General features: G+C 64.8%; 18 protein-coding genes and 1 pseudogene. 8 read left to right on the top strand and 11 right to left on the bottom strand.

Annotated features, from left to right (window positions below):
• Nucleotides 1–217: 217 nt before the first annotated feature.
• The gene (gene istA / locus AC1DIO_RS26540) at nucleotides 218–1726 is read left to right on the top strand and encodes an IS21 family transposase (RefSeq protein ID WP_476854341.1); all 1509 of its coding nucleotides are present in this window, start codon (nucleotides 218–220) and stop codon (nucleotides 1724–1726) included.
• 13 nt (nucleotides 1727–1739) lie between these two features.
• Nucleotides 1740–2354 (top strand): annotated as a pseudogene (gene istB / locus AC1DIO_RS26535) (IS21-like element helper ATPase IstB); the annotation flags it as partial.
• Between the two features lie 29 nt (nucleotides 2355–2383).
• Here the strand turns inward: istB and AC1DIO_RS26530 are convergent.
• Genes AC1DIO_RS26530 through AC1DIO_RS26520 form a run of 3 tightly spaced genes read right to left on the bottom strand, consistent with a single transcriptional unit; the run spans nucleotide 2384 to nucleotide 9372 of the window.
• Nucleotides 2384–3385: a toll/interleukin-1 receptor domain-containing protein gene (locus tag AC1DIO_RS26530; protein WP_476854340.1), complete on the bottom strand. Its 1002-nt coding sequence runs from the start codon at nucleotides 3383–3385 to the stop codon at nucleotides 2384–2386.
• A 51-nt stretch (nucleotides 3386–3436) separates the two neighbouring features.
• Nucleotides 3437–5593 (bottom strand): AAA family ATPase, encoded by a 2157-nt coding sequence (locus AC1DIO_RS26525; RefSeq protein WP_476854339.1) that lies wholly within the window; start codon nucleotides 5591–5593, stop codon nucleotides 3437–3439.
• A gap of 50 nt (nucleotides 5594–5643) precedes the next feature.
• On the bottom strand, nucleotides 5644–9372 hold the full coding sequence (locus AC1DIO_RS26520; RefSeq protein WP_476854338.1) for a vitamin B12-dependent ribonucleotide reductase: 3729 nt from the start codon (nucleotides 9370–9372) through the stop codon (nucleotides 5644–5646).
• A 734-nt stretch (nucleotides 9373–10106) separates the two neighbouring features.
• Here AC1DIO_RS26520 and AC1DIO_RS26515 point away from each other — a divergent pair.
• A complete protein-coding gene (locus tag AC1DIO_RS26515) occupies nucleotides 10107–10517 on the top strand; it encodes an NADH:ubiquinone oxidoreductase subunit NDUFA12 (protein WP_441489983.1) in 411 nt (136 codons plus the stop codon).
• Nucleotides 10518–10602: 85 nt separating this feature from the next.
• Here AC1DIO_RS26515 and AC1DIO_RS26510 read toward each other — a convergent pair whose 3' ends face one another.
• Nucleotides 10603–11514, bottom strand: a complete 912-nt coding sequence (locus AC1DIO_RS26510; RefSeq protein WP_441505383.1) for an alpha/beta fold hydrolase — start codon at nucleotides 11512–11514, stop codon at nucleotides 10603–10605.
• A 174-nt stretch (nucleotides 11515–11688) separates the two neighbouring features.
• Here AC1DIO_RS26510 and AC1DIO_RS26505 point away from each other — a divergent pair, with 174 nt between their 5' ends.
• Nucleotides 11689–12264 (top strand): CGNR zinc finger domain-containing protein, encoded by a 576-nt coding sequence (locus AC1DIO_RS26505; RefSeq protein WP_441505384.1) that lies wholly within the window; start codon nucleotides 11689–11691, stop codon nucleotides 12262–12264.
• Between the two features lie 174 nt (nucleotides 12265–12438).
• Nucleotides 12439–13023, top strand: a complete 585-nt coding sequence (locus tag AC1DIO_RS26500) for a DUF2155 domain-containing protein (protein ID WP_441505596.1) — start codon at nucleotides 12439–12441, stop codon at nucleotides 13021–13023.
• A gap of 129 nt (nucleotides 13024–13152) precedes the next feature.
• Here AC1DIO_RS26500 and aat read toward each other — a convergent pair whose 3' ends face one another.
• The 5 genes from aat to AC1DIO_RS26475 all read right to left on the bottom strand — a co-directional run bounded on the left by aat (nucleotide 13153) and on the right by AC1DIO_RS26475 (nucleotide 17327).
• Nucleotides 13153–13827, bottom strand: a complete 675-nt coding sequence (aat, locus tag AC1DIO_RS26495; protein WP_441505385.1) for a leucyl/phenylalanyl-tRNA--protein transferase — start codon at nucleotides 13825–13827, stop codon at nucleotides 13153–13155.
• A 169-nt stretch (nucleotides 13828–13996) separates the two neighbouring features.
• Nucleotides 13997–15358 (bottom strand): acetyl-CoA carboxylase biotin carboxylase subunit, encoded by a 1362-nt coding sequence (accC, locus tag AC1DIO_RS26490; RefSeq protein WP_441489987.1) that lies wholly within the window; start codon nucleotides 15356–15358, stop codon nucleotides 13997–13999.
• Nucleotides 15359–15387: 29 nt separating this feature from the next.
• Entirely contained in the window at nucleotides 15388–15846 is a 459-nt protein-coding gene (gene accB, locus AC1DIO_RS26485; RefSeq protein WP_441489988.1) for an acetyl-CoA carboxylase biotin carboxyl carrier protein, read from the bottom strand.
• Nucleotides 15847–15928: 82 nt separating this feature from the next.
• Entirely contained in the window at nucleotides 15929–16387 is a 459-nt protein-coding gene (gene aroQ / locus AC1DIO_RS26480) for a type II 3-dehydroquinate dehydratase (RefSeq protein ID WP_113512750.1), read from the bottom strand.
• A gap of 124 nt (nucleotides 16388–16511) precedes the next feature.
• Nucleotides 16512–17327 (bottom strand): DsbA family protein, encoded by an 816-nt coding sequence (locus AC1DIO_RS26475; protein ID WP_441489989.1) that lies wholly within the window; start codon nucleotides 17325–17327, stop codon nucleotides 16512–16514.
• Nucleotides 17328–17677: 350 nt separating this feature from the next.
• On the opposite strand from AC1DIO_RS26475, the gene AC1DIO_RS26470 reads away from it, so the two are divergent.
• Together AC1DIO_RS26470 and AC1DIO_RS26465 are read left to right on the top strand one after the other, a co-directional pair.
• Nucleotides 17678–18868, top strand: a complete 1191-nt coding sequence (locus AC1DIO_RS26470; protein ID WP_441505387.1) for an aminotransferase class I/II-fold pyridoxal phosphate-dependent enzyme — start codon at nucleotides 17678–17680, stop codon at nucleotides 18866–18868.
• 91 nt (nucleotides 18869–18959) lie between these two features.
• Nucleotides 18960–21227 (top strand): mechanosensitive ion channel family protein, encoded by a 2268-nt coding sequence (locus AC1DIO_RS26465; RefSeq protein WP_441505388.1) that lies wholly within the window; start codon nucleotides 18960–18962, stop codon nucleotides 21225–21227.
• Nucleotides 21228–21231: 4 nt separating this feature from the next.
• Here AC1DIO_RS26465 and AC1DIO_RS26460 read toward each other — a convergent pair whose 3' ends face one another.
• Nucleotides 21232–21597, bottom strand: coding sequence for a hypothetical protein (locus AC1DIO_RS26460; protein WP_441489992.1), 366 nt, complete (start codon nucleotides 21595–21597; stop codon nucleotides 21232–21234).
• A 58-nt stretch (nucleotides 21598–21655) separates the two neighbouring features.
• Nucleotides 21656–24403: an Rne/Rng family ribonuclease gene (locus tag AC1DIO_RS26455; protein ID WP_441489993.1), complete on the bottom strand. Its 2748-nt coding sequence runs from the start codon at nucleotides 24401–24403 to the stop codon at nucleotides 21656–21658.
• Nucleotides 24404–25018: 615 nt separating this feature from the next.
• Between AC1DIO_RS26455 and AC1DIO_RS26450 the strand changes: the two genes are divergently transcribed.
• Nucleotides 25019–26299, top strand: a complete 1281-nt coding sequence (locus AC1DIO_RS26450; protein ID WP_476854337.1) for an N-acetylmuramoyl-L-alanine amidase — start codon at nucleotides 25019–25021, stop codon at nucleotides 26297–26299.
• Nucleotides 26300–26357 lie beyond the last annotated feature (58 nt).

Here is a 26357-nt window from a genome sequence, read left to right as displayed (position 1 = left end):
TGCGGATTCCGATTCATTCCGGCCGGGTATTCCGATTTGAAGCCGGCCACCGTTCCGATCTGATGTCGGCCACCATTCCGATTTGAAGCCGGCCGGGGTTCCGATCAATCCCCGGCCGGCTTCCGGAGAGTTTGGCGTTTTCGTTTGGGTCAGTCCCTCGGGCATCAGGCCCCTCGCAATCGAGGGGACGCCGATGCCGGCCAAGAGAGAACTGACCATGCGACAGATACGACAGATGCTGCGGCTTGCCCGAGACGGGGTCAGCGCGCGGGAGATCGGACGCACGCTCGGCGTGGCGCGCAGCACGATCCAGGACAATCTCAAGCGCGCCACGACCGCCGGGCTTGCCTGGCCCTTGGCCGGCGATCTGACGGACGCCGTTCTCGAACAGCGCCTGTTCGCCCATGCCGGCGTGAAGAGCGGGTTCCGCCGTCGCGTCGAGCCGGACTGGGCCTGCCTCGCCTGCGAGCTGAAGCGGCCCGGCGTCAACCTGATGGTGCTCTGGGAGGAGTACCGCGACGTTCATCCCGACGGCTATGGCTATAGCCGCTTCTGCGACCTGTTCCGGGAGTTCGAGCGCCGCCTGTCGCCGACCATGCGCCAGGACCATCCCGCCGGCGACAAGGTCTTCGTCGACTACTCCGGCAAGAAGCTCTCGATCGCCGATCGGACCACCGGCGTCGTGCGCGAGGCCGAGATCTTCGTCGCCGTGCTGGGCGCCTCGAACTACACCTATGCCGAGGCGACCTGGACGCAGACGCTGCCCGACTGGATCGAGGCCCATGTCCGGATGTTCCGCTTCCTCGGCGGCGTGCCGCGCCTCGTCGTGCCCGACAATCTGAAGTCCGGCGTCCAGCGAGCCTCGTTCTACGATCCCGAGATCAATCGCAGCTATGGGATGATGGCTGCCTATTACGGCGTCGGCATTCTTCCGGCCCGCCCGCGCAAGCCCCGCGACAAGGCGAAGGTCGAGGCCGGCGTGCGCTTCGCCCAGAGCTATATCCTCGGGCGGCTGCGCCGGCAGACCTTCTTCTCGCTGGCCGAGGCGAACGCCGCGATCGCCGCCATGGTGGAGCGCATCAACGCCCACGTCATGCGCAGGCTCGGCGTCAGCCGCCGGCATCTGTTCGAGACCGTCGAACGGCCCGTGCTGGCGCTACTGCCGGACGCCGACTACCAGTTCGCGGAATGGCGCCTGGCGCGGGTCTCCCTCGATTATCATGTCGAGTTCGACGGCTTCTTCTACTCGGTACCCCATGGCCTGATCCGCGAGCAGGTCGATATCCGCGCCACGACCCGGACGATCGAGCTGTTCCACCGGGGCCAGCGCATTGCCGCCCACCAGCGTCGCCATGGCGGGCGCCGGCATGGCACAAATCCCGATCACATGCCGAGCGCGCACCGACGCTACGCCGAGTGGACGCCGGACCGCTTCCGCCGTTGGGGCGCTTCGATCGGCCCCAACACCGAGGGGCTCGTCATCGCCATCCTGGCCAACCGGCCCCATCCCGAACAGGGCTTTCGCACCTGCCTGGGCATCCTGCGCCTGTTCAAGGACATCGCGCCCGAACGCACCGAGATCGCCGCCGCCCGCGCCGTCGCCATCGGCGCGCTCACCTACAAGAGCATCAGCGCGATCATCGCCAACAGGACCGATCGCAAAACGCCGACGGACGACGCGGTCATCGACCATCCCAATCTCCGCGGCCCCAGCTACTTCCATTGAAGGAACGACCACCATGCTGATCCATCCCACCCTCGATCTGCTCACCAGCCTCGGCCTCCACGGCATGGCCAAGGGCTTCCGCGATCTCGAGACCCAGCCCGAGGCCAGCCGCCTCGAACACGCCGAATGGCTCGCCCTGCTGCTCGAACAGGAGAAGACGCAGCGCCAGCAGAAGCGCTTCGAGAGCCGGGCCCGCGCCGCCAGATTACGACATGCCGCCAGCGTCGAGGACGTCGATTATCGGGCCGTTCGCGGGCTCGACCGCGCACTCTTCCTCAAGCTCGCCGCCGGCGACTGGATCCGCTCAAGGCACAATCTCCTGATCACCGGCCCCTGCGGCGTCGGCAAGAGCTGGCTCTCCTGCGCGCTTGGCCACAAGGCCTGCCGGGAAGACTTCTCCGTCGCCTATCACCGCGTGCCGCGCCTCCTGGCAGCCCTATCGCTGGCGCGGGGCGACGGGCGCTACGCCAAAATGCTGCGCGCGATCGCCCGCCTCGATCTGCTCATTCTCGACGACTGGGGGCCCGAGCCTCTCGATGCCGAGCAGCGTCGCGACCTCCTCGAAATCGTCGAGGATCGATACGAGGCGCGCTCGATCATCGTCACAAGCCAGCTTTCGCTCAGCCAGCCGCTTGACCTCCGCCGAACCGCAAAACATCATCCCGTAGACCCATGCGAATGACGCCAAGGGTGGCCGGCTTCAGATCGGAATACCCGGCCGGCTTGAGATTGGAATGCATGGCCGGCTTCGTCGGTATCCGCATCGAACGTGAGGTGCTGCTCCTCGCGGCCGCCGAAACGCGACATGCCCATGATCGGCTTCAGAAACATGCCCTGGGCGTCGGTCTCGACCGCCAGGCTGTCGTTCCACCCGTTGTCATCGGCTCGGTCGTTCGCGGAATAGGAGATGCCTCGTCCGAGCATCCCGCCGAGCATGATCTTGCAGCGCGAGACGGTCTTGCCGTTTCGGTAGATCACGCCTGTGAAGCGGTTCGCGTCGACGCGTTTGAACGCGGTGTCGATCTCCGGGTTGCGTGTCTTGAGCTCGGACAGAGAGCCCTCGAAGAACTTCGCCATGAAGCCGAAGGCCTCGTCCAGGAAGCGATCGTGGTCGGCATCCGTGAAGGTCTTGCTGATGCGCAGGTTGCTGGACCTCGGCCCTGGGCTGGCTTGCGGAATGGAATGCGACACCACCATGGGAGTGGCCCGGGGCGGAGCGGCGGCCGCTTTCGGCAGGGCTTCCCGGATCTTCTTGGCGACGTCGAGGAATGCCTCGTCCAGATCCGGCCAGGAGCGGATGGCCTTGCCGTCGCGAGGCGCGGCGATCAGCTTGCCGAATGGCGTCGGGTGCCAGTCGCAGGCTCGCAGGATCACCGGGATGACGCGCGCCTCGCCGGCATGGTGCCTCTCCAGTGCACGGGTCATCTCGACGTCGTAGCAATAGCTCGACGCGATGAAGTCGGGCGATACCAGCAGCAGGATGATCTCGGCCCGCTCAAGCTCTTCTCGGATGCCGGGATCGAACTCGTCGCCGGCGCGCAGCATGCGGTCGTGCCAGGTCTCGATAAGGCCCTGACGCTTCAAGGTGGCGAGCGCGACCTCAAGCCGGTCTCGGAGCTCCTCGTCTTTATGCGAGTAGGAGAAGAACACGGACGCCATTCTGACCTCTTACGATATGTGAAGCGGCGGACGTTCAGCCGTCCAACTGCATCACTTGAGAGCGTTGTTGATCGTCTCGACGAGCTTCTTCCACTGCTTCCGCTCGTCTTCGGTCAGGTCCGAAGCTGAGTGGTCGCGTGTCCAACGGGCGTACGCTTTCGCGAGCTTGTACTTGGAGAACCCCGAAACCTCGTTGAGGAGGTCGACGAGCGGCCTTTCCGGCCGCGCGGCGGCGTCCTTTTCGACATCCCAGCCACAGGATTCCTTGGCGATCCGGATCAGGGTCTGCCGGAGTAGGTCCTCGATCTCGGCCTTCGGGACCGCCGAGAGCAGGTGATCTTTGGTCCGCAGGATGCCTTTGTTGCCCAACGTGTGGACGAGGATTTCCTGCTTCGCGGCCTGGTCCCCGGCAGCGTCCGAGTCAAGCAGCGCCGCCACCTTGAGCCCGTGGGCGTGCAGGATCGTAGCGAAATAAATGACCTTGCTGGCTGTGTTGGCCGGGACCAGCGCGATCTTCTCGTTCAACCGCACAATCTCGGCTTCGGCCAACAAGGCTGCAGTGGCGTCGACGTACCAGAAATCCGTCAAGCCCTCCAGAATGAGGTTACGCTGGTTCGCGAACAGGCTCTGGGCGAGGTCGTATCCTAATGCCTCCTGGAGCGGCAGGAGCGCAGCCGGGTCGGTGGAGGTAACGGTCGTGTGCACCTTGGTGCCGACCTTCCTGTCTTTCATCTCCACCACGCGGACAAGATCCAGTTCGTCCGGCCCGACCAGGAACGGGGAGTGGGTGGTGTAGATGGTCTGGTTGTCCTCTGCGAGCCGGGAGACCGTGTCCCGGAAGTCCCGCTGTTTCAGGGCATGAAGGCTCAAGCCCGGTTCGTCGAGGAGGAGAATGGCGTTTTCATGCTTGTCAGCAGCCTCGGCGAAGAACACGACGAAGAAGGAGACCAACCACTGGAAGCCCTCCGATCGCTGGTCGAGTTCGATGTCGACGCCGAGGTCGTCCTCCACAACGACCTTCAGGTACTGGCCGTCCGCAACGACCCTCAGCCGGTCGGCTTCGGCGCGGTCGGGGTTCGGATTCCAGACCCGTCTGATCTCGTCGGTCAACCGGATGCTGGCCGCGTTCAGCTGGTAGCTGCGCTTGTCGAGCTGGTCGCGAAATTCCTTGAGTTCATTCGGCTTCGATGCCTCCGGTTCGTTCGCCCGACCGAGATCCGATAATTCTTGAGCCGTGAAACCCAGCAGGCTGAGAAGGCAGTTGTTGCCGTAGTCATACTGATCGTCGTCGAGAACGCCCGTCGCCAGACGCTGCGCTAAATGGGCGAGGTGGATGACAGGCCTGACGCGGAAATAGTTGCTGAACAGGACGAGGACGGGCAACTGCTTCCTAATTGTCGCAAGCGCTGTGGAATAGCGGCCATAAAAGCCCGTGGCGGCACGTAGACGGTCAAGGCGCTGCTCCTCCTTTTCATCGTCCTCGTCGATCATAGTGATGGCCTTATCGAGCCATTCACGAAGATGCTCGGTGGTCTGGGAGAACAGACCTGTGGCGTCCTGCCATCCCATTGTCATGCGCGCGACTGCCGCGGTCGCTGTCTCGTTCGGCGTAGACCCTTCGGGTGTAGCGGGAGTGCGCTCGTCGATATGGGCGGCTAGGCGTGCCAAATCCTTTCGCACGCTGCCGAAGATGGGAGTAGCGACGCCTTCGAACGAATGGGTCCAGGTGTTGTCGATGTACCGAGTACAGACATAGTCCTTACCCCGGAAATCCTCTTCGATGAGGGACTGGTCACCCTCGCTCAAGGCGAAGACCGCTGTCGCGACCCGGACGTTCGTTGGATCGACTTTCTTGGTGGTGATTTGGTTGTAAAGGGCCCGAGGGTAGTCCCTCAACGCCTCAAATTTCTTGACCCCTTCCGGGGGGTTGATCTGCTGCAAGGCCTGCAAGACCGCCGACTTCCCGGCCTCGTTCGGGCCGACCATGATGGTCTTGCCACGCTCGACCTCAAAGAAGCCTGTATCGCGGATGCTGCGGTAATTTTGGACACGGGCTCTAACGAGATGCATCGGTAAGCCTTCTGTTGGTTGTGCGGAAGTGGCGGCGTGGAGGCTGTCGGCTAATTGGCGATTCACGATTTGTTCGAGATTGCGGAGGGAGGCAGCACCAAGTGCTGCCTCCCTCCTTTTGCGGAAGTCGAAGCTCAAAAAAGGGGAACTTCGCCTCTCATTTCACCAATCGACTCAGGTCGGAATAATCAAGAGCAGCCGGTTGTGGATCCGCAGGTGTTGCACTTCAGGCAGGTGCCGTTGCGGACCAGCGTGAAGTTGCCGCATTCGCCGCAGGAATCGCCGACATAGCCCTTCATGATCGCTTCGGCGCGACGCTCCGAGGCTGTCGGCTGGCCGGCGGGAGCCGCGAAGCCGAGCTTGGCCAGTTCAGCTTCGCCCACGGCCTCTTCTTCGGCGTCCGCCTTCAGCGCAGTCGCGCCTGCGGTGGCGAAGGAGGTGACGTTGCTGCTGCTGCGGGCGACGGTCTCGTGGACGATCCCGCCCTGGATGGCGAGCAGGTTGATCGGCTTGCCACGGCGGAAGCCAGTCGAGGCCAGCGGGGTCGAGGTGATCGGACCGATTGCATCCGGCGCCTTGTCCTGGCCGACGCCGCCGCCGATCACGTCATGGCCGATCTCGCTCGGGTCGACATGGGCGAGGTCGTTGCGCGAGAGATAGCTGATCGCCAGCTCGCGGAAGACGTAGTCGAGGATCGAGGTGGCGTTCTTGATCGACTGGTTGCCCTGCACGAAGCCCGAGGGCTCGAAGCGCGTGAAGGTGAAGGCCTCGACATATTCCTCCAGCGGCACGCCGTATTGCAGGCCGAGCGAGACCGCGATCGCAAAGTTGTTCATCATCGCCCGGAAGGCCGCGCCCTCCTTGTGCATGTCGATGAAGATCTCGCCGAGGCGTCCGTCCGAGTATTCGCCGGTGTGCAGGTAGACCTTGTGCCCGCCGACGACGGCTTTCTGGATATAGCCGGTGCGACGGTCCGGCATCTTCTCGCGTTCGCGCTTGCGTTCGATCCGTTCGACGATGCGCTCGACGATCTTCTCGGCGACATGGGTGGCGCGTGCCGCCATCGGCTGCTGGTGCAGCAACTCGACGGCGTCGTCGGCGTCGTCATCCTCGTCCGAGATCAGGGCCGAGTTCAGCGGCTGCGACAGCTTCGAACCGTCGCGGTAGAGGGCGTTCGCCTTCAGGGCCAGCTTCCAGGAGAGCAGATAGGCGCTCTTGCAGTCCTCGACGGTGGCGTCGTTCGGCATGTTGATGGTCTTCGAGATCGCGCCCGAGATGAAGGGCTGCGCCGCCGCCATCATGCGGATGTGGCTCTCGACGGAGAGATAGCGCTTGCCGATGCGTCCGCACGGGTTCGCACAGTCGAAGACGTTGTAATGCTCAAGCTTGAGGTGCGGCGCGCCTTCCAGCGTCATCGCTCCGCAGACGTGGACATTCGCGGCCTCAATCTCGGCCTTCGAGAAGCCGAGGAAGGGCAGGAGCTCGAACGACATGTCATTCAGCTTCTCGGCCGGGACCTTGAGCTCATTGACGAGGAAGTCCTCGCCCAGCGTCCACTTGTTGAAGACGAACTTGATGTCGAAAGCGGCCTTCAGGTCCTTCTCGACCGCGTCGATCTTGGCCTGGGGGAAGCCCTTGGCCCGGAGCGAGCCGTGATTGATGCCAGGAGCCTGGGCTAGCGAGCCATGGCCGACGGCATAGGCCTCGATCTCGGCGATCTCGGCCTCGCGGTAGCCGAGCGAGCGCAGCGCGTCGGGAACGGCGCGGTTGATGATCTTGAAGTAGCCGCCGCCGGCCAGCTTCTTGAACTTCACCAGCGCGAAATCGGGCTCGATGCCGGTGGTGTCGCAATCCATGACGAGGCCGATCGTGCCGGTCGGCGCGATCACCGTCGTCTGAGCATTGCGATAGCCATACATCTTGCCGAGCGAGAGGGCCTCGTCCCAGACGGCGCGGGCGCGTTCCGACATGGTGGCGCTCGAGCCGCCGAGACGGGCGAGCGTGCCATGGTCGAGCGGCACCGGCGTAACCTGCAGGCCTTCATAGCCCGAGGCCTGCCCATGAGCGGCGGTGCGGTGGTTGCGAATGACGCGCAGCATGTGGCTGGCGTTCTTCTTGTATCCGGGGAAGGGGCCAAGCTCGCCCGCCATTTCGGCCGAGGTCGCATAGGAGACGCCGGTCATGATCGCGGTGAGGGCGCCGGCAAGCGCGCGGCCTTCCTCGGAATCATAGCCGAGGCCCATGGTCATCAGCAGGCCGCCGATATTGGCATAACCCAGGCCGAGTGTGCGGAACTCATAGGACAGCTCGGCGATCTCGCGGCTCGGGAACTGCGCCATCGTCACCGAGATCTCGAGTACGACGGTCCAGAGCCGGCAGAGATGCTCATAGGCGGCGACGTCGAAGCTCTTGGTCTCGCGGTCGTAGAACTGCAGCAGGTTGGCGGAGGCCAGGTTGCAGGCGGTATCGTCGAGGAACATGTACTCCGAGCACGGGTTCGAGGCGCGGATGCGTCCCGAGGCCGGGCAGGTGTGCCAGTCGTTCATCGTGGTGTTGAAGTGCAGGCCGGGATCGGCGCTCGCCCAGGCGGCATAGCCGATCTTCTCCCAGAGATCGCGGGCCTTCAGCGTCTTCAGGACCTTGCCGGTGGTGCGGGCGGTGAGGTTCCAGTCCGCATCCGCTTCCACTGCGCGCAGGAAGTCGTCGGTCAGCGAGACCGAGTTGTTCGAGTTCTGGCCGGAGACAGTCAGATAGGCTTCCGAATCCCAGTCGGTGTCGTAGATGTCGAACTGGATGTCGGTATAGCCCTGGCGGGCGAACTGGATGACGCGCTTGATATAGTTGTCCGGCACCATCGCCTTGCGGGCGAGCTTGACCTCGCGCTTCAGGGCCGGGTTCTTCTCGGGGTCGAAGCAGGAATCGCCGTCGCCTTCGCAGTTCACGCAGGCCTTCATCACGGCCTTCATGTGCTTCTGGACGATCTTCGAGCCGGTGACGAGCGCAGCGACCTTCTGCTCCTCGCGGACCTTCCAGTCGATATAGGTCTCGATATCGGGGTGGTCGACATCGACCACGACCATCTTGGCGGCACGGCGCGTCGTTCCGCCCGACTTGATGGCCCCGGCGGCGCGATCGCCGATCTTGAGGAAGGACATCAGCCCGGAGGAACGGCCACCGCCGGCGAGCTTCTCGCCTTCGCCGCGCAGCATCGAGAAGTTCGAGCCGGTGCCGGAGCCGTATTTGAACAGGCGCGCCTCGCGCACCCAGAGGTCCATGATGCCGCCTTCGTTGACGAGATCGTCGGCCACGCCCTGGATGAAGCAGGCATGCGGCTGCGGATGCTCGTAGCTCGACTTCGACTTCACCAGCTTGCCGGTCTTGAAGTCGACGTAGAAATGGCCCTGGCCGGGGCCATCGATGCCATAGGCCCAGTGCAGGCCGGTATTGAACCATTGCGGCGAGTTCGGCGCGACGCGCTGGGTGGCGAGCATGAAGCGCAGCTCGTCATGGAAGGCGGCGGCATCCTCTTCCGAGGAGAAATAGCCGCCCTTCCAGCCCCAATAGGTCCAGCAGCCGGCGAGGCGGTCAAAGACCTGCTTGGAGGAAATCTCGGAGACGTAGCGCTCGCTCTCGGGGAGTTCGGCAAGCTTGGCCTCGTCGGGAACCGAGCGCCAGAGGAAGGAGGGAACCTCGTTCTCCTCGACGCGCTTCAGCGCTGCGGGCACGCCCGCCTTGCGGAAGTACTTCTGCGCGAGCACATCGCTCGCCACCTGGGACCAGGCGTCGGGAACCTCGATGCCTTCGAGGCGGAAGACGATCGAGCCGTCAGGGTTGCGGATCTCGCTGACAGCCGAACGGAAGGGAATCGCGGCGTAGGGCGACTGTCCGGTGGTGGTGTAGCGGCGCTCGATGCGCATGATCTTGGTCCCCAATGCATGCCGCGGGCGAAAATGCCCCGCGCGGCCGGTTGATCACCGGCTCCTGATGTCAGCCCAACTCGGTTTGATGCCCCTGGATTCCGCGGCGGTGTTTCCCGCCGTCGGCACTCCGGACGCCACCAGACAGACCGCACGCCACCGTTCGCCGCTGCCAGGGATGGCATGCCACGCGGTGATCACCTCGACCCGTCCGGGAACTCTCTCGCGGGTGTCGAAGGCGTCTCCGCCAGCCGTCACGCGACTGACAAAAACTAGTCCCGACTGGGGTGGTCCGTCAAGGATTAGTGCGCCGCAAACCCTGTGGACACGACATCTTGTGTGTATCTGTGTGTTCTGGGGATAAGTTTCAAGCTGCCAGCTAAGCACCCGGAATCACGGGCGGAATCGGTGCGCTTGAGCGAAGGGTGGACGATCCCGCGGGCGGCGGAAAGCATAAAATTCGCGGCAGTCATAGTTGACCATAGGTGAATGGGCCAGCCGCGCCTGACCATCGCAAGCGCCATCTACACAGCCTGCGCCAAGTGTCTGGAGACAGGAGATCTTCGCGTTTCGAACCGTGCCTGGGGCGTGTTCGCAAGGTGGCCGAATCATGGCGGCCTGCATTCCGGAAACGCGCGCTCCCGACGAATCTGCCGTGAATCTTCCTGCGGGCTGGACAGGGCGGGATGCTCTCGCCATAAGTCGCGCGACGCGGACCACGGCGGACGAGAGCCATGAAGCAAACGCTGCTGCAGATCTTTACCTGGTGGAACGGCCAGACCATTGGCACGCGCTTCCACACCTGGCGCTTCGGCGAGAAGGTCGGCCAGGACGAATTCGGCAATACCTATTACCGCACCAAGGGTGGGGTGAAGGACAAGGCGCTGGGCCTACAGCGGCGCTGGGTGGTCTATAACGGCCTGGCCGAAGCTTCGACCATTCCGGCTGGCTGGAATGGCTGGTTGCATCACACCGTCGATATCGCTCCCTCCGAGGAGAGCTATCAGCCGCGCGACTGGCAGAAGCCGCACCAGCAGAATTGGACGGGAACGGCCATGGCCTATCGTCCTCAGGGCTCGACCCTGGCTGAAGGCGAGCGCCCGCCCGCGACGGGCGACTACGAGGCCTGGACGCCCGGGCGCTGAAGCCTGCACGATCTGTTTGAGAAAGGGGCCGCCGGCGAATGAACGCCGGCGGCCCCTTTCGATTCAACGGAGTGCCCGTTTCGCGTCAGTCGGCCTTCGGCAATCGCTGCATGAAGGCATCGACGCGTTCCGCGATCTCGCCGGAATGGGTCTCGAGCGCGAAATGGCCGGCATCGAACAGATGCACCTCTGCGGCCGGCAACTGCTCCTTCAGATAGTCGACGCCCGCCAGCATGAAGAACGGATCGTTCTTGCCCCAGACAATCAGCGCGGGAGGCTGGTGTCGGGCGAGATAGGCCTGCCAGGCCGGGTAGGCGGCAAAATTGCTCTGATAGTTGTGGAGGAGCCGCAACTGGATGTCCTGATTGCCTGGGCGGTCCAGCCCGGCCTGATCATGGCGCCAGGCATCCGGCGAGAGCCGCTCCAATCTGGTCGCGCCATGCGTGTACTGGAACTTCGTGCCGTCGGCACCGAGCAGATTGCGGAAGGGCTTTTCGGTCTCGGGCGTCCAGTTTTGCCAGAACGGCTCCATGTCACGGCGGGCCTCCGCGCTCCAGGCGCCTTCATTGGCGACGGCATTCTGAACGATCAGCGCGCGAATGCGCTCGGGATGTTTGAGCGCGAGGCGAAAGCCGATCGGGCCGCCGTAGTCCTGGATATAGAGCGCATAGCGGGTGAGGCCGACCTGCTCCGTGAAGCCCTCGATCACCTCAGCCAGCCTGTCGAAGGAGTAGGCGAATTCGCTCGGCGCGGGCGCCGAGCTGTGACCGAAGCCGGGATAGTCAGGCGCAACGACGCGGTAGCCCTTGGCGAGCAGCGGCAGCAGGTCGCGGAACATATGCGATGAAGACGGAAAGCCGTGCAACAGCAGGATGGCGGGAGCATCCCGAGGTCCGGCCTCCCGATAGAAAATGTCGAGGCCCTGTATCGTGGCGGTGCCGTAGCGGACCGCGACCGACGGGGAGAGGACGGGCGCAATGGGCTGTGCGGTGGACATGAGTGGGGCTCCGAACATGAGAAACGTGGCGAGCGCGGCAGAACTGACGAGAGTTCGCATTTCGAGTCCGTAACCTGTCAATCTGTCGTTCAACGGTGTCATTTGACGCGTAACCTGTCAATGACTAAATTAGAGGTTACAAACGGCACTCACCTGCGCCAACCGGAGCGGCCCATGTCTGCGAGCCCGACCAATGATGATTTCCGGGATGGCTTTCCCTTCATGGGCGGCCGGCCCTGGCTCGATCTGCTCAACACCACGCCGCTGACCGAGACTGGACCGCGGGATCTGCTCGGCGAGCCGCACTCCATGGCGGTGTGGCTTGCCGCGGCTGGGCTGGGGGAGGCGGAGACGCCTGAAACCGGGTGTGAGCTCAAGAGCTTGCGGGAAACCCTTCGCCCGACCTTTGACCTGTTGCGGCAGGGCAAGCCGCTGCCGGAAGGGTCTATCGATGCGATCAACCGCCTGCTCGTGCCGGCGACCGAGCGTTATCGGTTGCAAAGGGGTGACGAGGGCTACGCGCTAATCTCCGTGGCCGATCGGGGCGTCGGAGCGGCGTCGAGGATCTCGCTGGATTTCGCCCGCTTCGTCTGCGACCACGAGCCGGCTCGGCTCAAGCACTGCGCCAACCATGACTGCGTGATGGTGTTCTACGATCGAGGGCGAAACAACACGCGGCGCTGGTGCACGATGAGCACCTGCGGCAACCGCGACAAGGTCGCCCGCTTCCGGGCGCGCAAGAGCCAATGATGCGGTGCCGCCGCAGGCGTCACTGTGGCCCCGCTGCCCTTTTTCCGCTGCGATTGCCGTGTTAAGCCGCAGCCCCCGTCTTCTGGCGGGAGGGGAGATTCGTAGCAGAAGATGCGGTCCGTCAGCAGATTGTCGAAGGTCGCGGCCCTGGCCGCTCCAGCTCTCGCGGCCCTGATGGCCGCCCAGCCTGCGAAGGCCGACCGCATCCGCAATCCGACGGCGGTTTTTGCGGGTCTCGACAAGATCACCGGTCGGATCATCTCCTTCGAGGTGGCGATTGACGAGACCGTTCAGTTCGGTGCGCTGCAACTGACGCCGCGCGTTTGCTGGACCCGCCCGCCGACGGAGAACCCGCAGACCACCTCCTTCGTCGAGGTGGACGAGGTGACCTTCTCGAACGAGTACCGGCGCATCTTCACGGGCTGGATGTATGCCGCGAGCCCTGGTCTGCATGGCGTCGAACACGCGATCTATGATGTCTGGCTCACCGACTGCAAGGGCGGTACCGAGCTCGTGGTCGATCCCAAGGATCCGGAAGCGCCGCCGCCACCGGAAGAGCGCAGGCCGCGCACGCCGCCACGCGACGTCAACCAACTGCCGCCGGGCACCCAACTGCCTCCTGGCACCCAGCTTCCCCCCGGACAGCGCATGGATGTGGCTCCGCCGCGTGGTGTGCCGGTTGAGCCGCGTCAGGCGCCGAGCCAGCGCTTCTTCCCGACCAATCCTGTTCCTGGACGTGATCCCGCCGGCAATAACTGAGGCAGGGGCAAGAGCATGCTGCGAAAAAGTGGCAACGGTTTTTCGCATAAAGCAGGCTCTAAACTATAAGAGTTGATCACGCTGTATTTGGACAATTTCGTTCAAACGCAGCGTGATCAAGGGCTGAACTCAGATCAGCTCAGTCAGGGCCTCGCGACCGGCGATGTCCTGGCCTTTTGGCCAGCTCCACCATTCCGCGTCATGGGCGATCGCGGCTTCGAGCAGCATGCGATAGGCCTCGCGTGGCACTTCCTGTGTGCCGAACTGGGCAAGGTGCGTGGTCTGGAACTGGGCATCGAGCAGGCGGTAACCGCCGCGCTTCAGCCGGGCCACCAGATGGACGAGCGCGACCTTCGAGGCGTCAGTCGCCCGATGAAACATGCTCTCGCCGAAGAAGGCTGCGCCAAGGGACAGGCCGTAGAGCCCGCCAACCAGCTTTCCATCGCGCCAGCATTCGACGCTGTGCGCGTGCCCGAGTTCGTGAAGTGCGCCAAACAGCTCCCTGATCCGCGTATTGATCCAGGTATCGGGCCGGTCCGGGCGCGCTTCGGCGCAGGCCGCGATGACCTGTTCGAAGGCGGTGTCGACCCGGATCTCGAAGGGATCGGCGCGGAGCTTACGGGCAAGGCGTGAAGGCAGATGGAAGTTCGCGAGCGGGATCACGCCCCTGACCTCGGGCTCGACCCAGAACAGGTTTGGATCGTCGGCGCTCTCCGCCATCGGGAAGATGCCGGCTGCATAAGCGCGCAGCAGGATCTCCGGCGTGATCACGGGCGAGCGTACTGGCGCTGAACGAGCCTTCATGTGCAGATGGGAGCGTGAGCGCGGCGCCAAGTCAAACGCGAAAGCTGCGCTCTTTCGTCATGGCCGCTCCCATCGCGACCGTCCCTGTCACTGTGGCGGGGCTGGCGACCGAGACATCGCAGGATGTCGATGCCCGCCATCGGGCGGGCATGACAGGCCGTGACCGGCGCTATTGTCCCTCGGGCCCCATGCCGCCCGCGGCCAGGAACTTTTCGAGCCAGTGGATATTGTAGTCGCCGTTCAGGATGTCGGGATTGCGCACGAGCGTGCGGAACAGCGGCAGGGTCGTGTCGACACCGTCGACGACGAACTCGTCGAGCGAGCGGCGCAGCCGCATCAGGCATTCCGCCCGGTTGCGACCATGGACAATCAGCTTGCCGACCAGAGAGTCGTAATGGGGCGGGATCGAGTAGCCCTGATAGGCCGCAGAATCGACGCGGACGCCAAGCCCGCCCGGCGTATGGAACGAGGCGATCTTGCCCGGGGAGGGGCGGAAATTCGCCGGATGCTCGGCATTGACGCGACACTCGATGGCGTGGCCCTCGATGATGATGTCGCTCTGCTTGAGCGAGAGCGGCGCCCCGGCGGCGATGCGGATCTGCTCGTTCACCAGATCAATCCCGGTGATCATCTCGGTGACCGGATGCTCGACCTGGATGCGGGTGTTCATTTCGATGAAATAGAACTCGCCATCCTCGTAGAGGAACTCGATCGTGCCGGCGCCGAGATAGCCGAGATCGGCCATCGCCTTGGCGCAGATCGAGCCGATCCGGTCTCGCTCGCCGGCATTGAGCGCGGGCGAGGGGCCTTCTTCCCAGACCTTCTGGTGGCGGCGCTGCAGCGAGCAGTCGCGCTCGCCGAGATGGATGGCATGGCCGCGGCCGTCGCCAAGGATCTGGATTTCGATGTGGCGCGGCTTCTCGAGATATTTCTCGATATAGACAGCGTCATCGCCAAAGGCGGCTTTGGCCTCGGTTCGCGCCGTCTGGAGCGCCACGACGAGATCATCCTCGCTGCGCGCCACCTTCATGCCGCGCCCACCGCCGCCGGCCGCGGCCTTGATGATCACGGGAAAGCCGATATCGCGCGCGATGCGCAGGGCTTCCGCATCCTCGCTGACGCCGCCCTCCGAGCCGGGGACGCAGGGAATGCCGAGGCGCTTGGCCGTACGCTTGGCTTCGATCTTGTCGCCCATCACCCGGATATGCTCGGCCTTGGGACCGATGAAGGCGATGTTGTGCCGCTCGAGAATCTCGGCGAAGCGGGCGTTCTCCGACAGGAAGCCGTAGCCGGGATGGACCGCATCGGCGCCTGTGATCTCGCAGGCCGCGATCAGGGCCGGAATGTTGAGATAGCTCTCGCGGGCGCTCGGGGGGCCGATGCAGACGCTCTCGTCGGCGAGGCGCACATGCATGGCATTGGCATCCGCGGTCGAATGGACCGCGACGGTCGCAATGCCGAGCTCCTTGGCCGCGCGCAGGACGCGCAGCGCGATCTCTCCGCGGTTGGCGATCAGGATCTTGTCGAACATCTTCGGCTCGTCCGCGCCCGCTGCCCCGCTCACTCGATCACCAGAAGCGGCTCGCCGTATTCGACCGGCTGCCCGTCCTCGACCATGATCGCCGTGACCTTGCCGGCGCGCGGCGCGACGATGTCGTTGAAGGTCTTCATCGCCTCGACGAGAAGGACCCGCTCACCCGCCTTTACCTCCTGGCCGATCTCGACGAAGGGCTTCGCTTCAGGCGAGGGGCGGCGATAGGCGGTGCCGACCATCGGGGAGGGCACGGTGCCGGGGTGGGCGGCTGCCGACTTGACCTCGACCGGCGCGGTCGCGACCGGTGCATGGGCCATGGCCGGGGCATGCGAGGCGACGGGCACCTGCACGGTTGCGGAGATGGTGCGGGCCACACGGACGCGCAGATCACCCTTCTCGACCTCGATCTCGGACAGGTCGGTCTCGTTGAGGAGCTGCGCGAGTTCGCGCACCAGTTCGGGATCGATCGGGCTCTTGGTCGCCATGGCGGGTTTCACCGTCTTCGTCGTCTTGGTTGAGAGGATGGGCAGCCGCGAGGCGCCACCCTGCTGGATTGAGCCGGCCCGTTCAGGCCGCCGTCTTTTCCGCGCGCTTCTGGAGAAGCGGCACGATCGCGTCGAAAGCAAGGTCGTAGCTGGCGACGCCGAAGCCGCAGATCACGCCAACGCAGACCGGTGCCATGTAGGAATGGTGCCGGAATTCCTCGCGGGCGTGCACGTTGGAGACATGGACCTCGATGGCGAGGGCCTCGGTGCCCTTGATCGCATCGCGCAGCGCGACGGAGGTGTGGGTGTAGGCGCCGGCATTGATGATGATGCCGGCTCCCGCCAGCCCTGCCTGCTGCACGCGGGTGACGAGCTCACCTTCGAAATTGGTCTGGCTGAAGGTCAGCTCGACCCCGGCAGCGGCGGCCCTCGCCTTAAGGCGTTCCTCGACGCCGGCGAGCGTCACCGAACCGTAGGTTCCGGGCTCGCGGGTGCCGAGCAGATTCAGATTGGGTCCGTTCAGGACGTGGACGGCGACCATGGCTCGCGTTGATTCCTCAAGCCGCGAAGCTGCGGCGTCGGCGTCGTCTTAACCGGAACGGCGGGACAGGGGAAGCCTGTGACGCCGGCCTGCGATGAGAGCCACCACAGGCCGGCCGGTTTCATCAGCCGCTGCAGGTGGCCTTGCCGCATTTGCGGACGGCTTCGATCTTCTCCTTCAGCGCCGCGGCGCCAACGGCGCCGAAGACAACTTCGTCACCGATGATGAAGGCCGGAGTGCCGGTCAGGCCGAGCCGATCGCCGAGTGCGACCGTGGACTCGATCGCGGCGCGGGTTGCAGGCGCGTCCATGTCCTTGCGGGCGCGCTCGACATCGGCGCCGGCGTCCTTGGCGATCTCCAGCGCCTTGGCGCCGTTGATCCGGCCCTTGGTCGCCATCAGCTTGTTGTGGAAATCCCAGTACTTCTGGCCCTGCAGCTGGTTCTTCACGGCGATGGCGACACGGCTCGCCTCGACCGAATCGGGGCCGAGGATCGGGAAATCCTTGATCACGACGCGCAGCTTCGGGTCGTCCTTGGCGAGGGTGCGGACATCGTCGAGCGCCCTTTTGCAGAAGCCGCAATTGTAATCCATGAACTCGATCAGGGTGACATCACCCTGCGGATTGGCGGCGATGATCGATGTCGCGGGATCGACGAGGTTCGCCTTTTCGCTGGCGACGGCGCTGCGCTGTGCCTCGGCCTGAGCGACCTGATTGCGGCGCTCGAGTTCGACGAGCGCTTCCTGGATCAGTTCAGGGTTCTTCAGCAGCGTCTCGCGAATGAGATCGGTGACGGCCTTGCGCTGTTCGGGTGACAGGGGCTGTCCCTGCGCCTGAACCGGAGCGGCGGCCAGGGTTACGGCGAGGCCGAGCCCGCCCAAGACCAGACCCGCGCGCCTGATTCCGGCGAAGGCCGGGCGGAGCAGGGTGAACAGAGCCATGTCGTCATCCTTTCGGGCTCGCCGGCCCTTGGCCACGGCAAGCGTTGAACCGGTCATCTTGCGCCCCTTCTCCGCTCTCGCGCGGGCAGCGTCAATTCACAGCTTTGCCAGCGGTTGCGGCGGGAGCATGACCTGACCTGTGCGCAGCGTCGCTCAACACCATTGCGAATGCGATGGTCGGTCACCTCCTGTCGCCGAGTTGGAGACGGGGCAGGCGCAAGCCGGCCTCTCGAAGGAGGCCCCCGGTCGTCGTCTGTGCCACAAACGGCTTCCCACGCTCCCTCCTGATGCTCTAGGGCACTGCTTCAAGTGGCGGGCGGGGCTCCGCCGGTTCCCGACGCGAGATCTGCATGACAACCGATGTTCACCGCCTAGCGACGCCGCCCGCGCTCTCCGCTCGTGCGGCCGAGGTCGCACCCTTCATCGTCATGGACGTGATGAACCAGGCCGCAGCGATCGAGCGGGCCGGTGGTTCGGTCGTGCATATGGAGGTCGGGCAGCCTTCCGCGCCGACACCGGCCAGCATCCGCGCTGCAGCGGCGCGCGCGCTCGAGCATGGTCGCATCGGCTATACGCAGGCGCTCGGCACCGACTCTCTCAGGGCGCGTATCGCGCGCCACTATCAGGACGCCTATGGCGTCAGCATTCCAGCCGATCGTGTCATCGTGACCACCGGTTCGTCGGGTGGCTTCATTCTCGCATTCCTCGCCTGTTTCCAGCCGGGCGCACGCGTCGCGATCACGGCGCCGGGCTATCCGGCCTATCGCAACATCCTGACCGCGTTGGGGCTGGAACCGGTCGCGATCGAGGTTGGCCCGGAGACCCGCTACGCGCTGACCCCGGACCTGATTGCGAAAGGTCACGCCGAGCGCCCGCTCGCGGGCGTCCTGACCATGAGCCCCGCCAATCCGACCGGCGTGGTGATGGCACCAGACGCGATCGCTGCCGTCGCCGCTGAATGCCGCCGGCTTGGGTTGTGGTACATTTCCGACGAAATCTATCACGGCTTGACCTATGAGACGCCCGCGACGACGGCGCTGAGCGCCGATCAGGACGCGATCATCGTCAATTCGTTCTCGAAATATTACTGCATGACGGGCTGGCGCGTCGGTTGGCTCGTGGTGCCGCAGCGCATGGTGCGCACGATCGAGCGGTTGCAGCAGAATTTCTCGATCTCGGTGCCGTATCTCAGCCAGGTGGCGGGTGAGGCGGCCTTCGATGCGACTGCCGAGTGCGAGGCAATCAAGGCCGGTTATGCCGCCAACCGCGCCTATTTGCTGAAGGCTTTGCCTGAAATCGGCCTGGGCGATTTCCTGCCTGTCGACGGGGCCTTCTACATCTATCTCGACATCGGACGATATTCGAACGATTCCATGGCCTTCTGCCGCGATGTGCTCGAACAGGCTCATGTCGCGATCACCCCCGGCCTCGATTTCGACGGGGGGCGTGGCGCACGCACGGTGCGACTTTCCTTCGCCGGTTCGCTGGCTGAATGCGAGGACGCGGTCTCGCGCTTGGGCATGTGGCTGAAACGGCGCTGAGAGCCTGTAACGATGCCAGCGCGGAATGCTTGCCAAATGGATGTATTCCCGTCCAAGTCATAGGAGAGCAGACAAGGGGGAACCGGTTTTGATGCGAGCTTTCTTTGCGTCTTCGCGCGGTCATGCCCTCCCGGCGGCGCTGGTCCTCCTTGCCTTTCTGCTCATCGGATCGGGATCCGCAGCGTTCGCCCAGGCGTCCGGTGACAACAGCGTGACCCTGATCCTGCGCGGGGACGAGGCGCCCGACGCGCTGCGCAAGACCATCACGACGCTGGAGGCGGGGGGGCGCAAGGTCATTCTCCGCATGGCTGGCCCCGGCGAGGCCGTCGCAACTGCACCGGCGGCAGCGGCCACACCTGTCAAGCCCGCGCCTGCGGAAACGCGCGTTGCGGTTGCCGAAACGCGGCTGGAGGAGGTTGCCAACCATTTCGTCGAAGGGTTCGACTATGGCAACGCCTCGATCCCGTCCGCGACGCGCATACCGAGCGACTGGGCTCGCGCCTGGGCCGCCAATCAGAATGGCGCCACGGGAATGTCGGCGGGGGCCCGCGTCCTGCTCGTCCTGTTTGCCGCCACGGCTTTCGCCGTCATCCTCTGGAAAATGACGCGCGGCTTGATCGCCAAGCGCCTGGTGCCGCGGGACGACACGCTCTTCGAACGGTTCGTTGCCTCCTCGATCGGCTTTGCGCACGATTTCGCCGCGCTCGTGGCCCTATGGCTCGCCGGGCGAACCCTGGTGCGGTGGCTTCTGCCGCAGCTCGATTTCGCGCAACACATCGCCACGGCCGAACTCTACGGACTGGGGATGTTGTGGTCGTTCGCGATGGCCGGGCGGTTCCTGCTTTCCCCGGGGAACCCGGCGCGGCGCATCCTGCCTCTGCCGCGTGCCGAACGGCATTTCGGGCTGATCATGATCTATGCCTTCTTCGGGCATATCGTTCTGGTCGTGAACGCGCTCGGCGAAGGCTCGGCGTCGGATCCTGCCTCGATTGCCGGATGGTTCGCGGTGTCCTCGCTGCTGCTGACGGCCTACAAGGTCTGGTGGTTCTGGTACGCACGGCATGACCTTGTCAGCCTGGCGCAGCCCGGCCCCTCGGCAAGCGGCTTGCGCCGCTTGGTTGCTGCGGCGACGCCCTGGCTCTTGATGGCGAGCGCCGTGTTGATCTGGGCCGTGGGCCGCAGCGCCGCTGTCATGCCTGATGGCGCGCACTGGGGCGTCAAGGCGGGGACCACGCAGTTCATCGTCGTGCTTGCTCCGATCGTGGCGTCGGGGCTTGGGGCGCTGATCCGCTCGTGGCTGAACTGTCGCTCCGTGGAGCGCGAGCAGACCCCACTCTCGAGTGCAATGGGCAGGACCTTGCAATCGAGCGTGGTGGGCTTCGTCTGGCTCTGCGCCCTCTATTTGCTGGTCCGGCTCTGGAGCGGTTTCGTCATGGACGCCGATGCGCCCGATACCGTGTCGTTCGGTCAACGCCTCCTCAGTGTCGCCTCCCTGGCCTTCATGGGATGGATCGCGCTGACCTTCCTGCGTGCCTTCTTCGATGCCTATACGCCGCGTGCCGTGCATGCAGGGCCGACAGACGAGGAAGCTCCCCCAGACGACCATGTCCCGTCCAGGCTCGGCACGGTGCTCCCGGTGCTGCGCGGTGTCGTGCTCGGGGCCGTGATCGGCCTGACCAGCCTTGTCGTGCTATCACGGCTGGGTGTCGATATCGGGCCCCTCTTGGCCGGCTTCGGCATCCTGGGCCTCGCCGTGTCCTTCGGTTCGCAAGCGCTCGTGCGCGATATCGTCTCCGGCTTCTTCTTCATGGTCGAGGATGCCTTCCGCGTCGGCGAATACGTCGATACGGGGCGGCTCAAGGGCACGGTCGAGAAGATTTCGCTACGCTCGGTACAACTGCGCCATCAGAGCGGACAGATCCATACAGTGCCCTTCGGCCAGATCCCGTCCCTGACCAATGCCAGCCGCGACTGGGCAACGGTGAAGTTCAACGTCCGGCTCGACCGCTCCGCCGATATCGAGAAGGCGCGCAAGACAATCAAGAAGATCGGCCTCGCGTTGCTGGAGGACCCGGAATTCGGACCTCACTTCATCGCGCAGCTCAAGATGCAGGGTGTGGCCGAGATTGCCGACACTGCGATCGTCATCCGGCTGAAATTCACCGCCAAGCCGGCTCAGGCCGGTGCGCTCCAGCGTGAGGCGCTGAAGCGGATGTATCAGGCGCTCAACGATGCCGGCGTAGCCTTTGCCTCGAACGCCGTGACCGTCAGGGGCGGTGAAGGGCAGGCCTCTGCCGGGGCCGCCGCATCGATCACGACCATCCAGCCGCCGACGCCGCTGGCGCCTTCGGCCGGGTAGGGTCTCAACGACTGGCTTCGAGGATGAAGAAGAAGCCGAAGCCAATGGCTGTCAGCAGGAGGCCAAGCCCGAGTCCGAGGCGGGCGGCAGAAATCTGGGCGACGAGTTGGGTGCGAAAGCCCGCTCGCTCTGCCTCATGCTCACGGCCATGCTTGTGGAATTGGCTGGCATAGAGATCCGGCGTCATCTGGTGGCCGACGGGCCGGTTTTCCTCGAGCTCGAAGCGGATCGCCACGAAGGCGATGAAGAGGCCGAGCAAGCCGACGCCGAACCAGCCGATCGCCTGCAAAGCCAGCCAGGCGAGACCGAGCAGCGCCGCGATGCAGACGACGACGAGCGCCAGTCGCTCAAAGCTTCTCGGCGGCGGCATCGACGGTCACCCCCTTAACGAAGAAGGCCGCTGCGAGTGATCGCAGCGGCCGGAAGTCTTACTTGCGTCCGGCGAGCTTGTTCCACCAGCCGCCGCGCTTCGGCCGGTCCGGATCCGGCGGGGTCAGGACGACCGCGACGGGTTCCTCGACGACACGCGGGGCAGGTTCGGGAGCGGGCTCAGCTTCGGAGGTGATCGGCGTCTCGACCGGAGCAGCCGGAGCTTCGACTGCGGGGGCGGGAGCCTCGGCGGCGACGCCGTCCTCGGTGATCGGTACGACCTTCTTGCGTGCCCGACTACGCTTCGGCTTCTCGGCCGGTGCGGCCTCGGCGGCGACGGTCTCCGTCACGCCCTCGGCTGCCTTCGCCGCTTCGGGGGCTGCCTCTTGCTCGGTTTCGGCCTTGATCTTGCGCGTGCTGCGGCGGGCGCGGCGCGGCTTGGCCTCCTCGACGGCTTCGGCTGCAACCTCGGCGACAGGCGCTTCGGCTGGCTCGGCTACGGGAGCCGGGGTGGCTTCCGCGACAGCGGGGCTGTCGGCGTGCTCGTCGCCATCCTCGTCGCCTTCATCGCCTTCGGCGTCGCTGCCGCCCTCGATCTGCTGGCCGTTCGCATCGCGCTCGCCACCACGCCGGCGCCGACGACGGCGGCGGCGCTTGCGTCCGCCGTCCCCACGGGCTTCGCCATCGCCGCGTTCCGCAACGGCGTCTGCCTGGGTAGCGTCTTCCTGCTCGTCTTCGCTTCCTCCGGCGGCCTCCGCCTCGGCCGCTGCATCGAGCGCATCGTCATCGACATGCGCGATCGCCTCGGCCTTGAAGGGGCTCGGAACGACGCGGCCTTCATTGCCGACGAACTCGCCGCGCTCGACCTCGAAATAGCGGGTGCCGAGCAGGGTCGCGTCGGCCGAGACCGTGATCGCGATGGCGAAGCGTGTCTCGAGGTCGGTGAGATGCGCGCGCTTCTGGTTGAGGACATAGAGCGCCACTTCAGGCCGCGTCCGGACCGAAAGATTGTGCGAGGCGCTCTTGATCAGGGTCTCTTCCAGCGCGCGCAGGATCTGCAGCGCCACCGAGGAGGTCGAGCGGATCATGCCGGCACCCGCGCAGTGCGGGCAGGGGACCGAGGAGCTCTCGAGGACGCCGGTGCGGATGCGCTGACGCGACATCTCCAGCAGGCCGAAGGCCGAAATCCGGCCGACCTGGATGCGCGCACGGTCGTTCTTGAGGCAGTCCTTGAGCTTCTTCTCGACGGCGCGGTTGTTGCGATTCTCCTCCATGTCGATGAAATCGATCACGATGAGACCTGCAAGATCGCGCAGCCTGAGCTGGCGGGAGATTTCCTCCGCCGCTTCGAGATTGGTCTTGAGAGCCGTGTCCTCGATATTGTGTTCGCGGGTCGAGCGGCCCGAGTTGATATCGATCGCGACCAGAGCTTCGGTCTGGTTGATGACGATATAGCCGCCGGACTTCAGCGTGACGGTGTTCGAGAACATTGCGTCGAGCTGGCTCTCGACGCCGAACGAGGCGAAGAGCGGGGTCTGGTCGCGATAGGCCTTCACGCTCTTGGCATGGCTCGGCATGAGCATGCGCATGAAGTCCTTGGCCTCGCGGTAGGCCTCCTCGCCGGCGACATGAACCTCGTCGATGTCCTTGTTGTAGAGATCGCGGATCGAGCGCTTGACGAGGTTTCCTTCCTCATAGACGAGCGCCGGCGCGACGGAGCCGAGCGTGAGTTCGCGCACGCTCTCCCACATCCGCATCAGATACTCGTAGTCGCGCTTGATCTCGACCTTGGTGCGGGAGGCGCCGGCCGTGCGCAGGATGATGCCCATCCCTTCCGGCACCTCCAGTTCCTGGGCGATTTCCTTGAGGCGCTTGCGGTCCTCGGCATTGGTGATCTTGCGCGAGATGCCGCCGCCCTTGCCGGTGTTCGGCATCAGCACCGAATAGCGGCCGGCGAGCGAGAGATAGGTGGTGAGCGCCGCGCCCTTGTTGCCGCGCTCTTCCTTGACGACCTGGACCAGGATGATCTGGCGGCGCTTGATCACCTCCTGGATCTTGTACTGGCGGCGCGAGTGGCGCGGGCGCTCCGGCATATCGTCCAGGGCGTCGCCGCCGCCGAGCTGCTCCGGCTCTTCCTGCGGCTCGTCGTGGCCATGGTCGTCGCTGTCTTCGCCGTTCTCGTCCTCGTCATTCTCGGACGGACGGCGCGCTTCCTCGTTGTCAGCGGACGCCTCGCCGACTTCTGCAGAGGCTTCGATCACGGTCTCGAAGGTCAGCGGCGCAGCGTTCTCGACGACGGTCTCGTCACTCGATTCTGCGACCTCCGGTGCAAAATACTCGCCGAAGGCGGGCGCGCCTTCGTTGACCATGGCGGCTTCCTTGCCGTCGGTCTCGACGACATCGGCGCTGACGGTCTCGTCGTTGCTCGCCTTCTTGGCGCGTCCGTCGCGGTCACGCCGGCCGCGGTCGCGGCGGCCGCGCTTCTCGCGGCGTTCCTCGTCGCGCTCTTCCTCGCGGTCGGCGCGTGCTTCCTCGGCGAGCAGGGCCTGCCGGTCGGCCACCGGAATCTGGTAGTAGTCCGGATGGATTTCGGAGAAGGCGAGGAACCCGTGACGGTTGCCGCCATATTCGACGAATGCGGCCTGGAGCGAAGGTTCGACCCGCGTCACCTTCGCCAGATAGATATTGCCCCGCAGCGGCTTGCGGCTGGCAGATTCGAAATCAAATTCCTCGACGCGCGAGCCGCGCACCACCACGACCCGGGTCTCTTCCGGGTGTGTTGCGTCGATAAGCATCTTGTTGGCCATAAGAGATTTCCATTGGCGCAGCCGCCGACAGGACCCGCCGGGCTGCGGAAGGATATCCGCTGCCGCGGGCAGGGGCGCCGCGCATGAGCCGGCATGAACCGGCATGTTGCAGGAGGGAGTGAGGGATCAGGACGCGATGGCGGATCGGGAAGCCTGCCCGGGCAAAAAGCCCGCCGCAGTCCCGAAGGTATGGACGATGCACCGATGAGCTAAGCGGCGTCGTATGCCCCGACATCTGACCTAACCTGCAGTGCGTGCGTCGAAGACGATTGCACCGCGTTTGCACGCTCGCGAAAGACTGCCATGCGTCGAACCTCATGCCTGACGCAGGCCGTCCGCGGACGATCCGTTGGCGGCTGCCCTGCCGCGACAAGTCCTGTAAGGGCCTGTCGCTTCGCCGTGTCCCGGACGCCAACGGATCCTCGAATCCGGATGCGCGCTACGGGTGGCTTTGCAATGCAACCACCCCCATTACAGACAGGTGACAGTGATTTGCAAGTCACATCGCTTGGGCAACATCATGGCGGTGGCGCCGGGGCGGTTCTCGCCATCACAATTGCGTGGTAACCGGCTGTTAAGCTTCTGCGTCGCTATGGTTAAGCCTTGGTGACGCCAATGGGATCCATTCGCCTGACGTTCCATTCCCACAGCGCTGGCCTGAACCGGCTGACGGTTTCAGGCGTGGTCCGTCTGATGCTCGGGTCCTGGTTGATTCTAGCGCCATGCGCGCCGGTAAACGCCAATCCTGCGCCCAGGACTGCAAACGAGTTTCCAGTCGCGACCGATGCCAGGATCGAGCAGGCCGGTGAGGTCGTCAGGCTCACCATGGCGCTCTCGCGTCCCGTCGAGATCAGCGCCTCGGTGATGGCCGCGCCCGATCGGGCGGTGATCGACCTGCCATCGGTCAATTTCCAGGTTCAGCCGAATACGGCGCGCAAGAGTGCCGGCTTCGTCAGCGCCTTCCGTTTCGGGATGTTCACGGCCGATCGTTCCCGCATCATTCTGGATCTCGCTCAGCCAGCCGTGGTCGCGAAGGCCGAGGTCCGCAAGGTGCGCGGCGGATTCGGCGAGCTGGTCGTGGAGTTGAAGCGCGCAAGCCGGGCCGAGTTCCAGGCAGCTTCGGTGCGCCCGGCTCCGCAGTCGCAGGAGGGGCCGGCGTCTCAAGTGCCCAAGCCGCACGGCGAGACACGCCAACTCGTGGTGATCGACCCCGGACATGGTGGGATCGATCCCGGTGCCGTGGTTGCCTCGATCGCCGAGAAATCCGTCGTCCTCGCCTTCGGGCTGGCTCTGAAGGAGCAACTCGAAGCCGGCGGCCGCTATCGGGTGATGATGACGCGCGATGACGATACCTTCGTACCATTGGGGCAGCGCGTGAAGATCGCCCGCGCCGCCGGCGCCGATCTCTTCATCTCGATCCATGCCGATTCGCTGACGCAGGCGCAGGATGTGCGCGGCGCAACGATCTATACCGGCTCGGAGCGCGCCACCGACGCCGAATCGGCCCGGCTCGCCGCCAAGGAAAACCAGGCGGATGCCGTCGCGGGCCTCGACGCGGCCGAGGACGTGCAGGACGTCGCGGGCATCCTGATGGATCTCGCCAAGCGGGAAACCCGGACATTCTCTTCGGTCTTCGCGCGAAATCTGGTCGAGAAGCTCGGCGGTTCGGTCAAGCTGCACAAGGTACCCTTGCGTTCCGCAGGATTTCGTGTCCTGACCGCGCCGGATGTTCCCTCCGTACTGATCGAGCTCGGCTATATGTCGAGCCCCAAGGATGCGGAGTTGCTGAATTCGCCATCCTGGCGAGCGCAGGCAGTCGGGGCGGTCCACAACGCGATCGATGGCTATTTCACCAGTACGCTTTCGGCTGGAAAAGCTGCCGCGAACCAACGTTGAGACCTGTTGATGCGGTTGGCGAAGATTGTGGTCGTTAGGCCACGGTTCCGCCATCTCA

This window comes from Allobosea sp. 05T439 (assembly GCF_056396005.1).
Note: the sequence above shows the minus strand (reverse complement) of the source record. Positions and strands in the feature narration are given on the sequence as shown.